The following is a 1,505-nucleotide window of genomic DNA, read 5'->3' as shown; positions in this document are numbered from 1 at the left end:
AAAAGCAAGAGACAGGAGTTGAGAGAAGTGCTCTACGAAACTGGCCGGCTTGGCCAGCCCGCGCCGGCGCTACAGCCAGAGCCGCAGGCGGCTCGGCCGGTCCTGCTCGCGGCGGCTGCCGCCGCGGCCCGAAGCGAGCGGGCTGCCGCGGGTGGCGGAGAGGCTACGCGCCATTCCGCGCCTCCCGCACCATCCAGGCGCAGAGATCGGGGAAGGGGATGCCGACATGCGCGGCCTGCTCGGGCACCAGCGAGGTGCGCGTCATGCCGGGCTGCGTGTTGACCTCGAGGATGTAGAGCCGGCCAGGCTCGCCCGCCGTGTCGTCGTAGCGGAAATCGGCGCGGGAGACGCCGCGGCAGCCGAGCGCCTGATGGGCGCGCAGCGCGACCTCCATCGCCTGCGCGCGGATATCCGGATGGACCGGGGCCGGCAGGGTGTGGCGGCTGCCGCCATCGGCATACTTCGCCTCGTAGTCGTAGAAGACGTTGCCGGTGGCGATCTCCGTCACCTCGAGCGGCCGGTCGCCCATCACCGCGACGGTCAGCTCGCGGCCGGGGATGTAGGCTTCCGCCATGATGCGGCGGTCGTATTTCCAGCCGCGCGCCACCTCGGCCCGACGGTTGTCGCCGTCCCGTAAGATCTCCACGCCAACCGAGGAGCCCTCGTTGACCGGCTTCACGACATAGGGCCGCGGCAGCGGGTCGGCCGCCTCCAGCTCCTCCGGCGAGACGATGCGCGACGGGGCGACGGGCAGTCCCGCCGCGGCGAAGGCGGCCTTGGCGGCGGCCTTGTCCATCGCGATGGCGGAGGCGCGCAGCCCCGAATGCGTGTAGGGCAGGCCGAGCCAGTCCAGCACGCCCTGGATGCAACCATCCTCGCCGAAGCGGCCATGCAGCGCGTTGAACACGACGTCGGGCTTCGCCGCCTGCAGCGCGGCGATGACCGCGCCGAGGTCCTGGCCGACCTCGATCGGCGTCACCTCGAAGCCCGCCTGGCGCAGTGCCGCGACGACCTGGCGGCCGGTGTTGAGGCTGACCTCGCGCTCGGCCGAGACGCCGCCATGGAGAACCGCGACATGGGTCATGCCTGCTCTCCGATGGCCGGAGCGCCGCCAGGCGCGGAGGGCTGAATCGGAGAGCGATCCGACGAGTCCCCCACGCGCTTGATCTCCCATTCGAGATCGACGCCGGACTTTGCCTTCACGCGCGCGCGGACCTCCTCGCCGAGGCCCTCGATATCGGCGGCCGTGGCGCCGCCCGTGTTGAGCAGGAAATTCGCGTGCAGCTCCGACACCTGCGCGCCACCGCGCGCGAGGCCGCGGCAGCCGGCAGCATCCACCAGCTGCCAGGCCTTGTGCCCGGTCGGGTTCTTGAAGGTGGAGCCGCCGGTGCGTGCGCGGACGGGCTGGGTGGCCTCGCGCGCGGCGCGGATCTCGCCCATGCGCGCCGCGATCGCCGCCGCGTCGCCCGGCGTGGCCCGGAAGCGCGCGCGCACCACGACGCCGC

1 protein-coding gene and 1 pseudogene are annotated in these 1,505 nt (G+C 72.5%); both read right to left on the bottom strand.

Features of this window, described 5'->3' with window-relative positions; all coding sequences use genetic code 11:
• Window positions 1-163: 163 nt before the first annotated feature.
• Entirely contained in the window at window positions 164-1,084 is a 921-nt protein-coding gene (locus L2I40_RS23085) for a D-alanine--D-alanine ligase (protein WP_237217699.1), read from the bottom strand.
• Window positions 1,081-1,505 (bottom strand): annotated as a pseudogene (locus tag L2I40_RS23080) (hypothetical protein); the annotation flags it as partial. The gene L2I40_RS23085 and the pseudogene L2I40_RS23080, both read right to left, overlap by 4 nt.

Origin of the sequence: Falsiroseomonas oryziterrae (assembly GCF_021864505.1) — a bacterium.
In the GTDB taxonomy this organism is placed as follows: domain Bacteria; phylum Pseudomonadota; class Alphaproteobacteria; order Acetobacterales; family Acetobacteraceae; genus Falsiroseomonas; species Falsiroseomonas oryziterrae.
Note: the sequence above shows the minus strand (reverse complement) of the source record. Positions and strands in the feature narration are given on the sequence as shown.